Source organism: Alistipes sp. dk3624, from assembly GCF_009557455.1.
GTDB classification, from domain to species: domain Bacteria; phylum Bacteroidota; class Bacteroidia; order Bacteroidales; family Rikenellaceae; genus Alistipes_A; species Alistipes_A hominis.
Genome location: NZ_CP045651.1, coordinates 1,369,885 through 1,387,253, shown reverse-complemented (window position 1 = coordinate 1,387,253; position 17,369 = coordinate 1,369,885). Strand labels below are relative to the sequence as shown.

Sequence of the window (17,369 nt, the reverse complement as noted above, 5' to 3'; positions counted from 1 at the left end):
CGGTCGCGATCGACGGAAACGGAGGCGTGTAAACGCCTCCGTTTTTGTATGGAGATAAAAATGAGGCGTTTATTCCGTCGATTGCGGAAATTTTATTAAATTTGAAATCGGAATATTCATAAAATACTAAAACTTAGACCGATGAAAAAAATCTTCTTGCTGTCTCTATTGGCTGCCGGTCTGGCCGGATGTTGTAATTCCGGACAGAAGCAGGCGGCGGAACAGGCTGTCTGGCCGAAACTGCAGGCGACCGGCGAAATGCCGATCCTGGCTTGGCACAGCATCCCGTCCGACTGTACGACGCTCGAACGTTTCCGCGAAATGAAGGAAACCGGGATCACACACAGTTTTACCAGTTACCCCGATGCCGATGCGATGCAGCGGGCGCTGGATACGGCGCAGGCGGCCGGCGTCAAACTGATCGTTTCGTGCCCGGAGCTCGAAAAGGAACCCGAAGCGACCGTGAAACGCTTTATGAACCATCCGGCGACGGCGGGTTATTTCCTGCGCGACGAGCCGAACACCGAGTCGTTCGCCGAGTTGGGCCAGTGGGCGAAACGGATCCGCGCCACCGACGACGCGCATTTCTGCTACCTGAACCTGCTGCCCACGTACGCTTCCCTGGAGGCGCTGAAAGCCGACAGCTACCGCGATTACGTGCACCGCTTCGATCAGGAGGTGCCGTTGCAGTTGCTGTCGTTCGACCATTATCCGGTCGTAGGCCGGATGCTGCGTCCGGATTATTACGAGAACCTGGAGATCTTCTCGGACGAAGCGCGCCTGGCCGGGAAACCGTTCTGGGCCTTCTCGCTGGCGACCGCGCACGATCCGTATCCGATCCCGGATCTGGCCCAGATGCGGTTGCAGATGTTCAGCAACCTGGCTTATGGGGCCCAGGGGTTGCAGTATTTTACTTACTGGACTCCGGGAAAGAACCCGAATTGGAATTTCCACCACGGGCCGATCGGTCTGGACGGCAAGCGTACCGACGTCTATGACAAGGTGACGGAATTGAACCGTGAGATCAAGGCGCTTACCGGCGTGTTCCTCGGTGCGAAAGTGCTGTCCGTACGTCATACCGGCGATACGATTCCGCAGGGAACTACTCCGTTGGCGGAGCTGCCCGCGTCGGTCAAGAAGCTGCAAACGACCGGAACCGGCGCCGTCGTTTCCGAATTGCAGAACGGAGACAACCGGTTCCTGGTAATCGTCAACCGCGATTTCAACGACCGGATGCAATTGGATATCGAACTCGATCCGTCGGCGAAGCGGATTCTGAAAGACGGTTCGATCGTTCCGGCGTCGCTCTACTCTTCGACGTTGATGGTCGAGCCGGGGGATGCCGTAATTTATATGCTGCAATAGGATGAAAAGAGTACGGATAAATACGCTGTTGCTGTGTTGTGCCGCGACGCTGCTGGGGGCCGGAATCCTCGGCGCCCAGCCGAAACTGCCGCAGAAGGAGATTCCGATCTTGGCCTGGTACGGCATTCCGGCCGACGAAGCTACGGTGGAACGGTTCCAGGAGCTCAAGGACGCCGGATTTACCCTCAATTTCAGGGGGTATTCCAATGCGGACGAGGTCGTGAAGGCGCTCGATGCGGCCCAAAAAGTAGGGGTTAAGATAATCGCCGCCTGTCCCGAATTACGCAACGATACGGAGGCTACCGTGAAACGCTTTATGAAACATCCGGCGTTGGCCGGATATTTCCTGCGCGACGAACCGCTCAGCAGCGATTTCCCCGCATTGGGCGAATGGGCCCGGAAAGTGCAGGCGGTCGATGACAAGCATTTTTGTTACTTGAACCTGTTCCCGAACGGCGGCAAGGAGCATCTCGACGCGCTGGGCGTTCAAAGTTACCGCGAGTACGTGTCGCGATTCGACCGGGAGGTGCCGATGCAGTTCCTGTCGTTCGACCACTATCCGATCACGTACGACGGCATGAAGCCGGAATGGTACGAGAACCTCGAGGAGTTTTCGGACGAATCGAAAAAGGCCGGCAAGGATTTCTGGGCGTTCGCCATGGCTACCAAGCATTGGAAATACCCGCATCCGACCCTCGCCACGCTGCGGCTGCAGATGTTCAGCGACTTGGCTTACGGCGCACAAGGCCTGCAGTATTTCACTTACTGGACGCCCGTGAATTCGGAGGGTTTCGACTACGAGTTCGGACCGATCGGCCTGGACGGCAGGCGGACGGTCGCCTATGATCTGGTGCGGCAGGTGAACGGGGAGATCAAGGCGCTGTCGGGCGTTTTCGCCGGGGCGAAGGTCAAATGGGTGCGCCATACCGGCAAAACGATTCCGCGCGGTACGCAGCGGCTGACCAAGTTGCCCGAACCGGTCGACGTTCTCGAAACGGAAGGGTTGGGAGCCGTGATTTCGCTGCTGGAAAACGACGGTCGCACGTTCCTGGTGATCGTCAACCGCGATTATCAGCAGCCGATGAGGCTGATCTTCTCGGCCGATCCGTCCGTAAAACGTATTCTGAAAGACGGTTCGATCGTATCGGCCGGAGATTATACTCCGGCGATGAACGTCGATCCGGGCGATGTGGCGATCTATATGTGGTAACGTTTGTGCGTTCCGTTTTCGAAAAACCCGCTTCATCAGAAGCGGGTTTTTCGTTTCGATCCGATGCCGTTCGAGGGTAAATTCTTATTTTTGCCGACAAAATCGGAATGATCGGTATGAAAAGTATGCGAAAATGCGCCGTCCTGTTTGCGGCGGTATTGTTGGCCGCGGCGTCCGTGCGGGCGCAGACGGTCGATACGGTGGAGGTTTACAGTCCTTCGATGGACAAGAAGATCAAAAACGTCGTGATCCTGCCGGCCGGGTACGGTCGGAACGCCGTCGGCCGTTACCCGGTGGTGTATCTATTGCACGGGTATAATAATCGGTACGACAGCTGGTTGCGTAAAACGAAGCCCGAACTGCCGCAGACGGCTTCCGCTTTCGGGGTGATTGTCGTGTGTCCGGACGGCGAGTCGAGCTGGTATTGGGACAGTCCGGTCAATCCCCGCAGCCGTTACGAGACTTATGTCGGGACGGAACTGGTGGCTTATGTGGATGCGCATTACCGGACGTTGCCCGACCGCCGCGGGCGGGCGATTACGGGGTACAGTATGGGCGGGCATGGCGCTCTATGGCTCGCTTTCCGGCATCCGGACGTTTTCGGCGCGTGCGGGTCGATGAGCGGTGGAGTCGATATCCGGCCTTTCCCGAACAATTGGAAAATCAGCGAGCAACTCGGTCCGTATGCCGAAAACCGGGCGGTGTGGGACGAACATACCGTACTCAGTCAACTGTACCGCGTGGTGCCGTTTACCGATGCGAACCGGGAGGTGGCCTCGACGAAAGCCCGGCCGGTCGATTACGGCTTGCAGCCGGGACAACTGGCTATCGTGATCGACTGCGGGACGGAAGACTATTTTTTCGAGGTCAACCGGCAGCTCCACGAGCAGATGCTGTATTATCATATTTCCCACGACTACATCGTGCGGCCCGGACAACATACGCACGATTACTGGCGCAGCGCGGTCGAGTACCATCTGTTTTTTTTTCGGCGTTTTTTCGATACGCAACAGAACCGGTCGGGAGAGCCTATTTAAACAGCAGTGCCTTGTACTCCGGGTGTCTTTCCAGATAGACTCCGACGAACGAGCAGGACGGGATTACTTTCAGCCCGTTGTCGCGGGCGTAGTCGAGCGTGCTGCGTACCAACCGGGAGCCGTAGCCGCGGCCTCCGAGCATCGGCGATACGATCGTGTGGACGATGTCGATCCCTCCTTCGACCGGGACGTACTCGAGGTAGGCCCGGTGTCCTTCGCCGTCGATTTCGAACCGGCGGCGCTGTGTGTCGTGAATGATCTCCATAAGCGCAGTTTTTAAAGTCGTCGCGGCAAACGGTGTGCCGCTTTCCCAAAGATAAGCGAAAATCGGGTTTTCGCAAACGGTTCTCCGTTTTCCGGACCGCCGGGAAAACGGCAATCCGGAAAAATTTATTACTTTTGTGCTATTGCGGGCAGAAGGTGCAAATTACCGGCGCTTTCGGTGCTCCGGCCGGTCTTTTTACGAAAGACGTTCCCGGCCGGAAATGATCCGGGAAGCGCCTAACAACATATATTCGGATGGATTGCAAAGAGTGTAAAAATAAAGATGCGAAACCGACGCTCGACATCGGACGGGGCTGCGAGTTCTGCCGGTGCGGCGGAGAGGTTTCGGCGTCGCCCTGTTCGGGCTGTTTTAAGTTGCATGCCTACGACTGGCTCGAGGGCATGCCGGAAGTTTTCCCGGACGATATTTTCGAGGTGCGCTTTAAGAATACGCGGAAGAGTTATTACCGGAATGTCAACGGCCTGCCGCTCAAACGCGGCGACATCGTGGCCGTCGAGGCCTCGCCCGGACACGATATCGGGATCGTGTCGCTGACCGGCGACATGGTGGCCCGGCAGATGAAGCGCGTGGGGTTCAATCCGCAGAACGGCGAATTCAAGAAAATTTACCGCAAGGCGAAACCTTACGACATCGAAAAGTGGCAGGAGGCGATCGGTCTCGAGCACGAAACGATGATCCGTTCGCGCCAGATCGCGGCCAGCCTGAACCTGAATATGAAGATCGGCGACGTCGAATACCAGGGCGATAAGATCAAGGCTATTTTCTATTACATTGCCGACGAACGGGTCGATTTCCGCGAGTTGATCAAGGTTTTCGCCGAGCAGTTCCGCATCCGGGTCGAGATGAAGCAGATCGGGGCGCGGCAGGAGGCCGGGCGCATCGGCGGGCTGGGGTCCTGCGGCCGGGAGCTGTGTTGCGCGTCGTGGATCTCGAATTTCGTATCGGTGACGACCAACTCGGCGCGGCATCAGGAGATTTCGCTGAACCCGCAGAAACTGGCCGGACAGTGCGGCAAGCTGAAGTGCTGTCTGGTGTACGAACTGGATACGTACCTGGACGCCCGCAAGGATTTCCCACGCGTCAACCAGCCGTTGCAGACGATCGAAGGCGATTACTTCTTGGTGAAAAGCGATATTCTGGAGCGCACGATGTGGTTTGCGACGGATCCGGGATCGCAGGCGAATCTGGTTGCGCTGCCGGTCGAACGGGTGCGCGAGGTGATCCGGATGAACCAGAAAGGAAACAAGCCGGAACGGTTGAGCGACGCTTCGCCCGTATCGGTCGATATCGAACCGACGTTTGCCAACGTGGTGGGCGAAGAGAGCCTGACCCGTTTCGATAAGCAGCAAGGACGGCGCAAAAACCGTAAAAAGCGGAAAGCGCCGACCGGAGCGAGTCAGAGCGGCGATACCCGTTCCGGATCGCCGAAAGGGGCGAGGGAGCAGAAGCCGGCTTCGGGGAAACCGGAAAACCGGCGTTCCGATAAATCGGCGCCAGGTCAGCAACCTGCCCGCAAACAGCGCGTTCCGGCCGATGCGGCCGGGGGCGCTCCGGCGGCCCGCGAGGATGCGCCGCGTCGCAACAACGGCCGTAATCGCCGTCGCAATCCGAACGGAGGACAGAACCGCGACGGACAGCAGTCCGGCGGCGGAAAACAGGAAAAAGGTGGCGCCGGCGAGTAAAATCGTCCGGAGGTTGCCGGGACTGGTTTGCCTGGCGACTATGGTGTCATGCCTCGCGCCGCAGCAGGCTTCGGTGGCGGAAACCGATCAGTACGGATGGAACCGGTCGGAGCGGGTCGCCGTCAGTTTCGAGAATACCGATACCGCGTCGCTGCGGACGATGGATGTCGTCGTGCGGTACGGCAGTAATTTCAGTTACGACCGGTTGGTATTGGCCGTGACCACCGTAACGCCTGCCGGGTATCGCTGGCGCGATACGGTGGTGGTGCACGTGCCGGACGGGCATCCGGGGTTGGGGCTTTACCGGGACGTCAGCCAGGCTTACCGCAGCGGGGTGTGCCTGTCGCGGCCGGGCAGTTACCTGTTTCAGTTCGAGCCGTTGATGCCCGGCGAAGAGGTGGAGGGCGTTGCTGCCGTCGGAATGGATATTTATTGAGTAGAGATTCCCGGAATACCGGATCGGTTTCCGGATCAGTCGAAGAGGATCGAATGGGAAAAGATAAGATCAGACGTTTTGCGGAGAATGCCACGTTCCGTTGTGTCGTTCAGCCTGGGTTCGAGGAGGTTTTCCGGAAAGATTATGCGTTGAAAGGGAAGTGGAACCGCGATTTTTTCGGGAACGACCGACCGATCGTTTTGGAATTGGGGTGCGGGCGCGGCGAATATACCGTGGCGTTGGGCGAACGTTTCCCGGAACGGAATTTTATCGGGGTGGACGTCAAAGGCGCCCGCTTGTGGCGCGGGGCCAAGACCGCGACGGAGAACGGAATGAAGAACGTGGCTTTCCTGCGTACGCGGATCGAATTCATCGATTCGTGTTTCGCTCCCGGCGAAGTCGATGAGATCTGGATCACGTTTCCCGATCCGCAACTGAACAAAAACCGGATCAAAAAACGGTTGACCGCCCCGCAGTTTCTGGCTATGTACGCCCGCTTTCTGCGCGAGGGCGGCATGATCAATCTGAAGACCGATTCGGTTCACCTGCACGAATATACGAAAAATCTGGTCCGGGGCAACGGACTTCCGGTCGCCGCCTGCTGCGACGATATTTACGGGACGGGATTCGCCGACGAGGTGCTGTCGATCAAAACCACTTACGAACAGCGTTTTTTGCAGGAAGGGCTGCCGATCACCTACCTGCGTTTCGGGCTCGGCGACCGCCGGGAGTTCGAGACGATTCCTTTTGCTCCCGACGAAGCGTTGCTGTCGGCCGGAGTTGCCGTACAGCGGTAATTCTTTAATAATTTATTATCCGGGGCGTTCCTGTCGGGACGCCCTGTTTCGTATTTGCGGGGCGGGGATCGGCACAATAATTGAGTTTACGGAGACCGTCCGAGGACGCGTATGCCCGAAACCAATTTAAATTCCATAATTATGAAACATTGTATACTTTTTGCAGCAGCGATCATCGCATGTTTCTTTTCGGAGGGCCTGCAGGCCCAGGTGCTGAAGAACAATGCGAAACCCGATGTGCTTTTTATCAACCGCCGGGGGGCCGAAGTGGACACGATGTCGGCGACCCAGGTGATCGATCTGTACTATTCGACGATCGAAAAGGGGTTTCGCCAGACCGGTCTGCCCAAGTTCATCATTTCGGGTAAAGACCAGAAGATGATCTTCGGTATCGGCGGTAACGTGAACACGCGTCTTTCGTACGATTTCGACGGGATCGCCAACGATCTCGATTTCGTAACGTCGGCCATTCCCGTGCCGAATTCGCCGAAACAACGTCAGCAGTTCCAGCTCGATCCGTCGACTTCTACCCTGTATTTCAAGGCGATCGCCCATGCCGGCAAGCTCGGGCCGATCGTCGGTTACATTCAGGCCGATTTCCGGGAATCGAATAACCTGGGGTTCAGTCTGAATATGGCTTATATCGAACTGGCCGGATTCTCGATCGGACGCCGTTTCACGACGTTCTGCGACCTCGGGGCATCGCCTTCGACGGTAGACTTCGAAGGGCCGAACGGCTATCCGATGGTGTATAACACGATGATCCGTTATACCCGGAAATTCAACGATCACTGGTCGATGGCGGTCGCCGCCGAAATGCCGAATCTCAGCGCGTCGCTGGCGAGCGATATGAGTTCGATCCCGCAGCGGATGCCCGATTTCCCGCTCTATTTCCAGTATAGCTGGAACAAAGGGCGGAGCCACTTGCGCGCATCGGCCATTTTCCGCGATATGTTCTATTACGACGACCAGTCGGATGCCACCAAATCGGTTTTCGGATGGGGAACCCAGTTGAGCGGCTCGATCCAGGCCGGCAAACGACTGACGACCTACATGCAGTTCCTCTACGGCGAGGGGATCGCGGCTTATATTCAGGATATAGCCGGCACGGGACTCGACCTGGTGGTCAATCCCAAACGGCCGAACAGTCTGCAGGCGCTGCCGATGATGAGCTGGATCGCCGGGGCCCAGTACATGTTCTCTTCGAAATGGTTGGCCACCGCGGCTTACAGCGGCGTGAAGGTTTTCAGCCGGAACGACTACCGCGACGCGAATACTTATCAGATAGCCAATTACTTGTCGGTGAATCTGTTCTATAACCTGACCGAAAGTTGTCAATTGGGAGCCGCTTACCTTTACGGAACGCGCCGGAACATGGACAAGGAGCAGGGGCACGCCAACCGCGTTCAGGCGATCGTGCAGTACAATTTCTAAATCTTATTTAATTAGCGACGAAGGTTATGCTGAAAATACAAACGGGACGGGGTACGATTCCCCTGAATGTACTGGTGGCAATCTGGTCGGTTTCGGCGGTGGTTTCCCTGCCGGGGTTGGCCATATCGCCGATTCTGGGCGATCTGGATAAAATTTTCAAACACGCGACCGATCTCGAAATCCAGATGCTTACCTCGCTGCCGTCGTTGCTGATCATTCCGTTCGTCCTGCTGGCCGGTAAGCTGTCGGTGAGCAGGAACAAGCTGCTGATTCTTTACACGGGACTCGCGTTGTTCTGCATCAGCGGTTTTTTCAGCCTGTTCGCAAAGAACATCGTGCTGTTGATTTTTATCAACTGCGTGCTCGGGGTGGGAGCCGGGATGGTGATCCCGCTGTCGACCGGACTGATCGCAGACCATTTCACCGGAGCCTACCGTACCCGTCAGCTAGGGATCAGTTCGTCGATCAGCAACGTTACGCTGGTGCTCGCCACGTCGCTGACCGGCTGGCTGGCGACGGTCGACTGGCATTACCCGTTTCTGGTCTACCTGCTGCCCGGAGTCGCGCTGCTGATGACGCTTTCGTTGCGGAAATACAAGCCGGATCGGGGGGAGGCCGCGACGATACCTGCGGTTCCCGCTTCTCCGACGGATGCGGCTATCGGGGCTGTAAAATGGTTGCCCGGGATCGACGTGCCGCGGCTCGTAGGATTGATGCTGCTCTATTTTTTGGCTACTTACGTCGTACTCGTGGTCACGTTCAACCTGCCTTTCCTGATGCAGCACTATACGCTGAGCAGTTCGGCTTCCGGCGTGATGATTTCGCTTTTTTTCCTGGCGATCATGCTGCCCGGTCTGTTTATCACCTGGATTATCCGCAAATTGAAGAATGCGACCGTTTTCCTGCCGCTGCTGCTGATTTGCGCCGGGCTGCTGCTAATCTACCTGTTCAAATACGAGTGGACGATCGGGTTGGGATGTTTCGTCGCGGGGATCGGCTACGGGGTTATCCAGCCGCTGGTTTACGACAAGAGCGTCCGGACGGCCGATTCGAAAAATACGACGCTGGCGCTGGCGCTGGTGATGTCGGTCAATTACCTGGCGATCCTGCTGTGCCCTTTTATCGTCGATCTGCTGACCGGGCTGTTCGGGAAGTCCGGTTCGGCCGATTTCCCGTTCGTGCTGAACGCTGCGATCGTGCTGTTGATGGCGGTCGTCGGCTACCGGTACCGGGAAAGTTACGTTTTCGGAGCTCCCGATTTCAGCGAGTAGCGCGAAACGTTCGGACGGGATCAGAAGGCCTGTTACTGATATCCGCATATTGGAAAAGCCCTGCACGGTCCCGTGCAGGGCTTTTTTCAGAGGATACAATCCTATTGCAAGATCTTAGTTGATACCTACCGTATAATACAGCTTCTGAGCGCCGGAGAATACCTCTTTGCCGTTGATGGACAAGCCTATTGCGTCGTTTTCGCACATCGGATACCCGCAGGTGATGCCGACGTCGATCAACAGTTCGCAAATATCGTTCTGTCCGATTCCTTTCGATTCGCCGCCGGCTTTGCAGATAAAGAACGCGGCCAGCGTTGCGTAGGATTCGCCTAGCGTCGGGTATTCAGAGCGGTTGCATCCGAAGAAACACCTCGAAGCCAGAGTGGCGTCTCCCGGAGTGTAATGATATCCGTTACCTGCATCGGCGGCTGGATTCAGGTAGAAACCGCCTCCGGCAAAACCTTCGGTCACATCCCAAGGAGTGGAACCGGCATCTACATTCACCAGAACTCCGTCCTTAAACTCGCCGGTATTCTGATGCCATTTGCCGCTGCCTGCATCCTTCGTGAACATCGATCCTTGTTTACCTTGGATTATGGTCGTACCTTCGTGAATAGCTGTCCATTCGTTAGTCGCTCCGGATATAAGTACCTGGTTGCTGGCTCCGTAAGTCGTCATGTAATCGGCAAATGTAGCTCCTTCGGGATTGGCCAGAACGGAGAAGTTAGCTCCGTCTTTCCACATGACCACATACGCGTCCATGACTTGATCCTTGATCGAAGAGATCTGGTAAACGGCTATGTTTTTGGAGATGTCTTTGCCGTTAAACCGGTTGAGACGTACCCAATCGGCCGGAATGTCTTTTCCGGTAATGTCCTTCGGGTTGAATCCTTCCACAACGGGAATTTCCTCGCCCAGGCAGGTTACGCCGTAGGATACCTCGTTTCCGTATTTATCCGACAGTTTGATCGTGACGTTTTCGCTCGACAGATTCATCGTGGCCGGCGATGCCGACGGATTTACCAACGTTGCGTTTTCGGAGATGTCGATCGTTACTTCGATGGCCGATTTGTCGATCTGGGTCGTTCCGAAGTCGATCAGGATCTTTCGGGTCGCTTGATCGACTTTTCCGTTGACCGTCGTGCCGTCGTAGGATGCCTGGAGCGATTTTACGAGCGTATCGACTACGGCGGTTACCTGATACGGAACCGTGAAATCGTTCATAACGACGTCGACCGTGGCGGGATCCTTCAGATTCAGCGTTTTGCTTACGGCGCCGCTCTCGTTATCTATCGTTGCGCCTTCGATCAGCGTGAAGGTTACCGGAATGGCCTTTACATCCACCGGTCTGGTATAATACAGTTCGATGGCTGCATTTTCTTTGTCGAAGCTTATTTTGGAGACATTGTCCGATTCGACTTTTGAGATCAGTTCGGTAGGAGTCGCTTTGACCGATACGCCTGCCGACATGCCGCCGTCTTTGTAGTCTGCGATGATCGTTACGGTGTATTCGGTGCCGTTGGCCAATTCGTCGATAACCGCTGAAACGGCTTGTGGGTCGGCAACTTTGATCGGTTCCATTTCACCCGGCGCAACGGTAATCGTATAACCCGACAATTCGGCTTTCGGAACGATTTCCGGAACGGCCCATGTCAGCGTGATCGCCTTATAGCCCGCCTGGGCTGCTACGTCCGTGCAGGCTGTGTAGTTGATCGCTTCGGTTTTCGGCGTTTTCTTGACCGTAAGGGCGTCGGACGATCCTGACGCGTAGACGGCTTTCACCGAAAAAGTGTATTCGGTGTCGTTGGTCAGTCCGGTCGCCGTGTATGCCATGCCGCTTACCGTAGCGCTGCCGTTGCCCGGAGTCCAGGTTACGGAGTACTCTTTCACCTCGCCGCTCAAAGGAGCGTCCCAGTTCAGGATGACCTGCCCGTCGCCGGCCAGTCCGACAAGGTTTCTCGGAGCCAGCAACGGGTCGCCGTCCGATTTGTCGTCGTCCTTGCACGATGAAAACATCAGTGCCGGAATCAAAAACAACCATGCACTCAGTTTTAGGTAATTTTTCATAATCAGTGTGTTTTAGTTAAACAAAATAGGATATTGGTTTTATTTCGATGTGTTCGTTCCGTGCTGTTTACGAACTATAAAATAGTTATTGATAATAGACATAATTAATGAAAATTTTCTTTCGGACCAAATTAAATAAAAAAAATAAAACGAACAAGAGAATGTAAAAAAATGAGATTAATTTAGATCGGGGCCGGTTCGCGTGGCGTTTCCGTAAGGCGGACGGATCGGTTTTGTTTGTTTTCCGATGGGTTATTCTTCGCTGATTGCGCGGAGTTGTTCGCGGTACGCGGCCAGAATGCGCGATTTGGAAATGAATCCGAGGTATTTCTTATCGGTCGTAACGACCGGCAACATCCAGGCTTTGGAATCTTCGAAAGCGTCCAGTACGCTGCCGATCTGCTCGTTCTGGTAGATCAGGTCGGGCGGCGCGATCATGTAGCGGTCGATCGTCGTCCCGTATTTTTCCGGAGAGAACATATCGGCCCGCAGGTCGTCCAGTTGAACGATGCCCAGCAGGGTGCCGTCTTTGCTGACCACCGGGAAAATGTTCCGGTGGACGGTAGAGATAAGGTTCACGACGTCGCCGAGCGTCGTGTTCATCGAGATTTTGTAGAAATCGGTCTCCATCAAGGCGGGCAGATCGAGGAATACCAGTACCGAACGGTCTTTGTTGTGGGTCAGCAGTTCGCCGCTTTGCGACAGCTTTTTCGTGTAGATCGAATAGGGTTCGAGGTAGTAGTCCAGCGCGAAAGAGAGCGCGGCGACCAGCATCAGCGGGACGAACAACGCGTAGCCGTTGGTCAGTTCGGCGATCAAGAAGATCGACGTCAACGGGGCGTTCATTACGCCCGACATGACTCCTGCCATGCCCACCAGCGTAAACGGAATGATCGGTAGTTCGAGTCCGAAAAAATAGTTCAGCCCATAGACCATCGTCGCGCCGGTGAAAGCGCCTACGAACAGCGACGGGGCGAACGAGCCGCCGACCCCTCCGGCTCCGTTGGTGGCCGACATCGCGACCACCTTGAAAAACAGCGTGGCGATCAGGTACAGCATGACGACCCAGCCGATGCCCCGGTATTGGAAAAACATCGAGTTGTTGAACAGCGCATCGACGTTTCCGTGCATCAGATCGGCCAGCGATTCGTACCCTTCGCCGTAAAGCGGCGGAAACAGGAAGATCAGGACGCCGATGATCAGGCCGCCCGCGATCCAACGGCGGTACATGCTTTTGATCCGGGCGAACAATTGCCCGATTTTCGAGTTGATCTGTGTGAAATAGTACGACATCAGCCCGCATATCAGGCCCAGGACGATGTAGTACGGCAGGTGTTCCAGTTCGAACGAGTGCAGGATATTGAGGTTGAAAACCGGATCGAAACCGTTCAGGAAAAACATCAGCGTCGTGGCGGTCACGGCCGAAATCAGCAGCGGGATGATCGATGCGACGGTGATGTCGAGCATCAGTATCTCCAACACGAAGACGACTCCGGTGATCGGCGCCTTGAATACGGCCGACAGGGCCGCCGCCGCGCCGCAACTCAGCAGCAGCGTGATGTTCTTGTAATTGAGTCGCATGAAGCGGGCGATATTCGATCCGACGGCCGCTCCGGTCAGTACGATCGGCGCCTCCGGGCCGACCGAACCGCCGAAACCGATCGTCGCCGAACTCGCGACGATCGACGAATAGCAGTTGTGCGGCTTGATGCGCGACCCTTTTTTGCTCATCGCGTACAGTACGCGGGTCACTCCTTCGCTGATGTTGTCGCGCACGACGTACTTGACGAACAGTGTGGCGATGATGATTCCGATGACCGGATAGAACAGGTAGAAAACGCTGGCCGTGTCGATGTCGAACCAGCTGGTCAGCACGAAGCGGAAAAACATCAGCGCCCGTTCGAATACGAACGTAGCAAACCCCGCCGCCAGACCGACCACGATCGCGAGCAGAATCATCAACTGTTTATCGGTCAGCCGCTTGGTAGCGATGATCAGGTAGCGGTACAGCAGCGCTATTTTGTTTCTCAGCTTAGGCATGGCCGTCGCAGAGTTTAAGGGATTGCGGTTTAGAACGGTTTGATACCCATGATCCGGCGAACGTCCGACAGCGTCCGGCTCGAACTTTCGCGGGCCTTTTCGGCGCCCTGTTTGACGACCCGGCTCAAGTAGGCGTCGTCGCCGATAATGTCTTGGATGCGGGTGCGGATCGGGGCCACGACCTTGATCATGTCTTCGGCGAGCTGTTTTTTCAGGTCGCCGTAGCGGATCTCGCAGCGGTTCCACAGGTCGGTGAAATGCCGTACCGTATCTTCGGTCGAAACGGCTTTCAGCAGCGTGAACAGGTTGGCGATCACCTCCGGCATCGGACTGTCCGGCGCGGTCGGGCCCGAATCGGTCACGGCTTTCATTACTTTTTTACGAATCGCCTCGTCCGTGTCGGATAGGAAAATACCGTTGCCCTCCGATTTGCCCATTTTGCCGTTTCCGTCCAGTCCGGGGATTTTTACCAGGTTGCCGCCGAACGTGTAAGGCTGGCATTCCGGGAAAAATTCGACCTGGTAAAGCTGGTTGAACCGGCGTGCAAACCGGCGTGTCAGTTCGAGGTGTTGCTCCTGATCCTTGCCTACCGGTACGCGGGTGGCGCGATGCTGCAGGATGTCGGCGGCCATCAATACCGGGTAACTCAGCAGACCGATGTTGACGTTGTCGGCGTGCTTGCGGATCTTGTCTTTGAACGAAGCGGTGCGTTCCAGCTCGCCGACATAGGCGTGCATACTCAGCAGCAGCGACAGTTCGGCTACTTCGGGAACGTCGCTCTGCACGTAGATCGTGGCAGCCTCCGGATCGAGCCCTGCGGCAAGGTATTCCGACAGCACGTTCTTGACGTTGACGTGCAGCATGTTGGGATCCGGATGCGTCGTCAGCGAATGGTAGTCGGCGATGAAGAAAAAGCACCGTTCCGTGTGCTGCATTTTGACAAAGTTCCTGAGCGCCCCGAAATAGTTTCCGAGGTGCAAGTTTCCGGTAGACCGTATTCCACTGACAACAGTTTCCATAATTAAACGTTTGGCGCAACGCGCCGTTTATCGACAACAGATTCGGTTGAATGCGAATGTGTTGTCCGGATTCGACATGCCGGGAATCGGTGAATCCCGGAGATTTCAGCAGACAAATTTACGAATTTTACCCTAAAACAGGCAGCTTTCCGGCAAAATAGATAAAGGATATATCGGAAAATGGATTACTTTTGTCCGAAGTAATCTAATGAAATCCAGCGAATGAATACCTATTGGCGGCTGCTCGGCTTTGCGAAACCCATCGAAAAGTACGCGATCCCTTATTTTTTCTACACGCTTTTTTACACGATATTCTATACGTTCACCTTCATGCTGATCATGCCGTTGCTCAACACGTTGTTCGTTGAGGACCAACTGCTCGAGCCGGTGACCGCGCTGCCGTCGTTCGCGTTGAATACGGATTATTTCAGGAGCCTCGTCAACTTTTTGATATACCGTGTCTTCGGAACCGATTATTCGAAAATGGACGTGCTGATTTTCCTCAGCGTATTCATCATCCTGATGTCGTTTCTGAGCAACCTGTTCCGTTATCTCGGACAGCGCGTGATGGAGACCATGCGCGTGCGTTCGTTGCAGCGGCTCCGCAACCGGGTGTACGATAACGTGATGGGGTTGCATGTCGGTTATTTCAACAACGAGCGCAAGGGGGACATCATTTCGAAAATTTCGTCCGATGTGCAGGTCGTGCAGTTCTGCATCACCAATACGCTGCTGGTTGCGTTCCGCGATCCGTTCATGATCGTCGGTTTCCTGATCGCGTTGGTGATGATTTCGTGGAAGCTGACGATTTTTTCGGTGATTTTCCTGCCGGTCGTGGCGCTGGTGATCGGTTCGATCGTCAAGCGGCTGCGCAAGTCGGCTACGGCTGCGCAGGAACGTTTTGCCGATATGGTCAGCCTGATGGACGAATCGCTGACCGGGATCAAAATCCTCAAAGGGTACAATGCGACCGACTATATCCGCAATAAGTTTCACGATATCAACGGTCTTTTCTCGCGGATCTCGCTGAGCATGGCGCGGCGGCAGCAATTGGCGTCGCCGACGAGCGAGTTTCTCGGGATTTCCGCGGCGGCGGTGTTGATGGTCTACGGCGGCAGCCTGGTGTTGTCGGGCGATCTGGAGGCGAGCGCGTTCGTCGCCTACCTGTCGATCTTTACGCAGATCACCCGGCCGTTGCGTTCGTTTACCGATTCGTTCGCCAACATCAACCAGGGGATTGCGGCCGGGGAGCGCGTGCTGGCGCTGCTCGATGAGAAAAGCAAGATCACCAATGCGCCCGATGCAGTCCGGATGACCGGACTGCACGACGAAATCGAGTTCCGCGACGTGCGTTTTTCCTACGATAATAAGGAGGTAATTTGCGGCGTTAACTTCAAAATACGGAAAGGGGAGACCGTTGCGCTGGTCGGTCCGTCCGGCGGAGGCAAATCGACGCTTTCGGATCTGATCCCGCGCTTTTACGACATACAGGGCGGCGCGATCCTGATCGACGGGGTGGATATTCGTCAGTACGACATCGAAAGTTTGCGGGAGTATATGGGCGTCGTGTCGCAGGAGACCATCCTGTTCAACGATACGATCGCCAACAACCTGCGGCTCGGCAAGCAGGACGCCACCGACGAAGAGATCCGCCAGGCGGCCGTCGTGGCCAATGCGCATAATTTCATCATGGAGACCGAGCACGGCTATCAGACCAACATCGGCGACCGGGGCATGAAGCTTTCCGGCGGCCAGCGCCAGCGGTTGAGCATCGCGCGGGCCGTGTTGAAAAATCCGGAAATACTGATTCTCGACGAAGCGACCTCGGCATTGGATACCGAGTCCGAAAAACTGGTGCAGGAGGCTTTGAACGCCTTACTGAAAGGGCGCACTTCGCTGGTGATCGCCCACCGTCTGAGCACGATCCACAACGCCGACCGGATCATCGTGATCGAAAAGGGCCGGATCGCCGAACAGGGGACTCACCAACAACTGATGGAACGGCACGGCATCTATGCCCGGCTGATCGAGATGCAGCAGGTCGAGGAGTAAAATTCCCGCGCGGCTTCGCTTACGGGTTGCCGCGTTGTTTTCAATTTGAAAATCGTTTTTCCGTGCGTGCGGAGTCGCTATTTGTCGATCCCGTCGCGCGAGCGTACGCCCTGCCGGTAATAGTGTTTTATTTCGCGCATTTCGGTTACCAGGTCGGCCCGGTCGATCAGTTCCTGCGGGGCGTAACGGCCCGTGATGACGATCTCGGCGGACGGATGGCGGCGGTCCAACGCTTCGAGCACTTCCCGGACGGTCAGCAATCCGTAGTGCAGGGCGATGGTCAGTTCGTCGAGTATCACTACGTCGTAGTCGCCGCCGGCCATCAGCGCGGCGCATTTGTCCAGTCCTTCGCGGGCCATCCGGATATCGGTCTGTTCCGGCTCCTCGCGAATAAAACAGCCGCGACCCAGTTGCTCGATCCGGAGTTTGTCGAACATTTCCGCTATTTTCGTTTCGTGATAGGCCATGCTTTTGACGAACTGTCCGACGTAGACGCTTTTTCCGGCGCAGAGCGCCCGTACCGCGAGCCCGAAAGCGGCCGTCGTTTTTCCTTTCCCGTCCCCGGTGTACACATGGATGTATCCTTTGTTGCCCATGATCGTCGTGTTTTTACAAAAATACGGTTTATTGCGGGAAAAGCGGCGGACGGTACGGAAAAAAGCCCCGGAACGGA

General features: G+C 55.9%; 14 protein-coding genes. 9 read left to right on the top strand and 5 right to left on the bottom strand.

All coding sequences use genetic code 11. From position 1 onward, the window contains the following. The first annotated feature begins 141 nt into the window (after nucleotides 1–141). The 3 genes from GFH31_RS05895 to GFH31_RS05885 all read left to right on the top strand — a co-directional run bounded on the left by GFH31_RS05895 (nucleotide 142) and on the right by GFH31_RS05885 (nucleotide 3,612). Nucleotides 142–1,365, top strand: a complete 1,224-nt coding sequence (locus GFH31_RS05895) for a beta-galactosidase (protein ID WP_228385812.1) — start codon at nucleotides 142–144, stop codon at nucleotides 1,363–1,365. Nucleotide 1,366: 1 nt separating this feature from the next. After that, nucleotides 1,367–2,575 carry a hypothetical protein gene (locus tag GFH31_RS05890; protein ID WP_070103354.1) on the top strand — a complete coding sequence of 403 codons (1,209 nt, stop codon included), beginning with the start codon at nucleotides 1,367–1,369 and terminating at the stop codon, nucleotides 2,573–2,575. A 116-nt stretch (nucleotides 2,576–2,691) separates the two neighbouring features. Beyond that, nucleotides 2,692–3,612: an alpha/beta hydrolase family protein gene (locus tag GFH31_RS05885; RefSeq protein WP_310790211.1), complete on the top strand. Its 921-nt coding sequence runs from the start codon at nucleotides 2,692–2,694 to the stop codon at nucleotides 3,610–3,612. Here the strand turns inward: GFH31_RS05885 and GFH31_RS05880 are convergent. After that, nucleotides 3,605–3,877, bottom strand: coding sequence for a GNAT family N-acetyltransferase (locus GFH31_RS05880; RefSeq protein ID WP_153498324.1), 273 nt, complete (start codon nucleotides 3,875–3,877; stop codon nucleotides 3,605–3,607). The genes GFH31_RS05885 and GFH31_RS05880 overlap by 8 nt on opposite strands. A 254-nt stretch (nucleotides 3,878–4,131) precedes the next feature. Between GFH31_RS05880 and GFH31_RS05875 the strand changes: the two genes are divergently transcribed. The 5 genes from GFH31_RS05875 to GFH31_RS05855 all read left to right on the top strand — a co-directional run bounded on the left by GFH31_RS05875 (nucleotide 4,132) and on the right by GFH31_RS05855 (nucleotide 9,518). Further along, the gene (locus GFH31_RS05875; protein WP_153498323.1) at nucleotides 4,132–5,580 is read left to right on the top strand and encodes a stage 0 sporulation family protein; all 1,449 of its coding nucleotides are present in this window, start codon (nucleotides 4,132–4,134) and stop codon (nucleotides 5,578–5,580) included. Between the two features lie 13 nt (nucleotides 5,581–5,593). After that, a complete protein-coding gene (locus tag GFH31_RS05870; protein WP_153518044.1) occupies nucleotides 5,594–6,016 on the top strand; it encodes a hypothetical protein in 423 nt (140 codons plus the stop codon). Between the two features lie 53 nt (nucleotides 6,017–6,069). Next, nucleotides 6,070–6,813 carry a tRNA (guanosine(46)-N7)-methyltransferase TrmB gene (trmB, locus tag GFH31_RS05865; protein ID WP_153498322.1) on the top strand — a complete coding sequence of 248 codons (744 nt, stop codon included), beginning with the start codon at nucleotides 6,070–6,072 and terminating at the stop codon, nucleotides 6,811–6,813. 141 nt (nucleotides 6,814–6,954) lie between these two features. Continuing rightward, nucleotides 6,955–8,247 (top strand): DcaP family trimeric outer membrane transporter, encoded by a 1,293-nt coding sequence (locus GFH31_RS05860; RefSeq protein ID WP_055205757.1) that lies wholly within the window; start codon nucleotides 6,955–6,957, stop codon nucleotides 8,245–8,247. A 29-nt stretch (nucleotides 8,248–8,276) separates the two neighbouring features. Further along, the gene (locus tag GFH31_RS05855; protein WP_101572418.1) at nucleotides 8,277–9,518 is read left to right on the top strand and encodes an MFS transporter; all 1,242 of its coding nucleotides are present in this window, start codon (nucleotides 8,277–8,279) and stop codon (nucleotides 9,516–9,518) included. A gap of 114 nt (nucleotides 9,519–9,632) precedes the next feature. Here the strand turns inward: GFH31_RS05855 and GFH31_RS05850 are convergent, their stop codons facing one another. The 3 genes from GFH31_RS05850 to trpS form a co-directional block, all read right to left on the bottom strand. Further along, on the bottom strand, nucleotides 9,633–11,585 hold the full coding sequence (locus tag GFH31_RS05850; RefSeq protein WP_153498321.1) for a fibronectin type III domain-containing protein: 1,953 nt from the start codon (nucleotides 11,583–11,585) through the stop codon (nucleotides 9,633–9,635). 252 nt (nucleotides 11,586–11,837) lie between these two features. After that, a complete protein-coding gene (locus GFH31_RS05845) occupies nucleotides 11,838–13,625 on the bottom strand; it encodes a chloride channel protein (protein WP_101572215.1) in 1,788 nt (595 codons plus the stop codon). 29 nt (nucleotides 13,626–13,654) lie between these two features. Then, nucleotides 13,655–14,644, bottom strand: a complete 990-nt coding sequence (gene trpS / locus GFH31_RS05840; RefSeq protein WP_055205763.1) for a tryptophan--tRNA ligase — start codon at nucleotides 14,642–14,644, stop codon at nucleotides 13,655–13,657. A 222-nt stretch (nucleotides 14,645–14,866) separates the two neighbouring features. On the opposite strand from trpS, the gene GFH31_RS05835 reads away from it, so the two are divergent. Then, nucleotides 14,867–16,696 carry an ABC transporter ATP-binding protein gene (locus GFH31_RS05835; RefSeq protein WP_101572217.1) on the top strand — a complete coding sequence of 610 codons (1,830 nt, stop codon included), beginning with the start codon at nucleotides 14,867–14,869 and terminating at the stop codon, nucleotides 16,694–16,696. A gap of 77 nt (nucleotides 16,697–16,773) precedes the next feature. On the opposite strand, the gene cobO is transcribed toward GFH31_RS05835, so the two are convergent. Further along, nucleotides 16,774–17,292 carry a cob(I)yrinic acid a,c-diamide adenosyltransferase gene (cobO, locus tag GFH31_RS05830; RefSeq protein ID WP_101572219.1) on the bottom strand — a complete coding sequence of 173 codons (519 nt, stop codon included), beginning with the start codon at nucleotides 17,290–17,292 and terminating at the stop codon, nucleotides 16,774–16,776. Nucleotides 17,293–17,369: the final 77 nt, after the last annotated feature.

Excerpts from the sequence above, each read along its gene's own strand:
- GFH31_RS05880 (WP_153498324.1), bottom strand. The coding sequence starts at position 3,877 with ATGGAGATCATTCACGACACACAGCGCCGCCGGTTCGAAATCGACGGC.
- cobO (WP_101572219.1), bottom strand. The coding sequence starts at position 17,292 with ATGGGCAACAAAGGATACATCCATGTGTACACCGGGGACGGGAAAGGA.
- trmB (WP_153498322.1), top strand. The coding sequence starts at position 6,070 with ATGGGAAAAGATAAGATCAGACGTTTTGCGGAGAATGCCACGTTCCGT.
- GFH31_RS05895 (WP_228385812.1), top strand. The coding sequence starts at position 142 with ATGAAAAAAATCTTCTTGCTGTCTCTATTGGCTGCCGGTCTGGCCGGA.
- GFH31_RS05845 (WP_101572215.1), bottom strand. The coding sequence starts at position 13,625 with ATGCCTAAGCTGAGAAACAAAATAGCGCTGCTGTACCGCTACCTGATC.
- GFH31_RS05885 (WP_310790211.1), top strand. The coding sequence starts at position 2,692 with ATGAAAAGTATGCGAAAATGCGCCGTCCTGTTTGCGGCGGTATTGTTG.
- GFH31_RS05890 (WP_070103354.1), top strand. The coding sequence starts at position 1,367 with ATGAAAAGAGTACGGATAAATACGCTGTTGCTGTGTTGTGCCGCGACG.
- GFH31_RS05860 (WP_055205757.1), top strand. The coding sequence starts at position 6,955 with ATGAAACATTGTATACTTTTTGCAGCAGCGATCATCGCATGTTTCTTT.
- trpS (WP_055205763.1), bottom strand. The coding sequence starts at position 14,644 with ATGGAAACTGTTGTCAGTGGAATACGGTCTACCGGAAACTTGCACCTC.
- GFH31_RS05875 (WP_153498323.1), top strand. The coding sequence starts at position 4,132 with ATGGATTGCAAAGAGTGTAAAAATAAAGATGCGAAACCGACGCTCGAC.
- GFH31_RS05835 (WP_101572217.1), top strand. The coding sequence starts at position 14,867 with ATGAATACCTATTGGCGGCTGCTCGGCTTTGCGAAACCCATCGAAAAG.
- GFH31_RS05850 (WP_153498321.1), bottom strand. The coding sequence starts at position 11,585 with ATGAAAAATTACCTAAAACTGAGTGCATGGTTGTTTTTGATTCCGGCA.